2 protein-coding genes are annotated in these 994 nt (G+C 48.4%); both read left to right on the top strand.

Annotated elements, in window-relative coordinates; translation table 11 throughout:
• Nucleotides 1-372: CopD family protein (locus JTI85_RS21470; protein WP_255574759.1), on the top strand; the 372-nt coding region annotated here is incomplete at its 5' end.
• A gap of 20 nt (nt 373-392) precedes the next feature.
• Entirely contained in the window at nt 393-731 is a 339-nt protein-coding gene (locus JTI85_RS13440; protein ID WP_219351622.1) for a YebY family protein, read from the top strand.
• Nucleotides 732-994 lie beyond the last annotated feature (263 nt).

Here is a 994-nt window from a genome sequence, read left to right as displayed (position 1 = left end):
GTGCTCTACTGTATGAGAATGGCGCAAGGACGCTGGCGCGATCAAGCCATCAGTACCATGATGCGCTTCTCCCGCTATGGGCATCTTTTTGTGATTGGCGTGTTGCTTACCGGCATCATGAATGCGCTGTTTATTGTCGGTTTTTCTGTTCCCTGGCATGCGGCTTATGGGAGACTGCTGTTGTTAAAATGTGCCCTGGTCATGCTAATGGTGGCGATTGCGCTGGTGAATCGGTATGTTCTTGTTCCACGTATGCAGCAGGATAACCGCTGCATGACCCTCTATTTTATTTGGATGACGAAGCTGGAATGGGGTATAGGCGCTGTTGTGCTGGCAATTGTCAGCCTGTTTGCAACCCTCGAACCGTTCTGATTGATGGACTGGCAAAACGTATGAAAAAAATTATTATCTCTTTATTGCTACTGGCAAGTTCGGGAGTGGCACTGGCTGCGCCGCAGGTCATTACCGTCAGCCGTTTTGAGGTTGGCAAAGATAAATGGGCGTTTAATCGTGAAGAGGTGATGCTGACCTGCCGTCCGGGCAACGCGCTGTATGTCATCAATCCCAGCACGCTGGTGCAATACCCGCTGAATGATGTTGCCAGACAGCAGGTTGAGAGCGGTAAAACCACGGCAAAACCGATCGACGTTATCCAGATTGACGATCCGACTAAACCTGGCGAAAAAATGAGCCTTGCTCTGTTTATCGAGCGCGCAGAAAAACTCTGTTAATTGTCAGATGTAGTGCTCTGATTTCCAATAAAAAACCGCAAGGATCTCACAGGAGAACTTGCGGTTTTTACATTGTAGCGAGTGACAATCTCCCTTTTTTTCAGACCACTTTAGTCGCGGACTGGAAAACCTGGCGCTGTCATCTATTCTTAAATGGCAGGGTAACTTAGCCTGCATTAATGCCAACTTTTAGCGCACGGCTCTCTCCCAAGAGCCATTTCCCTGGACCGAATACAGGAATCGTATTCGGTCTCTTTTTATGT

It is taken from the genome of Citrobacter sp. Colony219 (assembly GCF_019382635.1).
In the GTDB taxonomy this organism is placed as follows: domain Bacteria; phylum Pseudomonadota; class Gammaproteobacteria; order Enterobacterales; family Enterobacteriaceae; genus Citrobacter; species Citrobacter youngae.
Note: the sequence above shows the minus strand (reverse complement) of the source record. Positions and strands in the feature narration are given on the sequence as shown.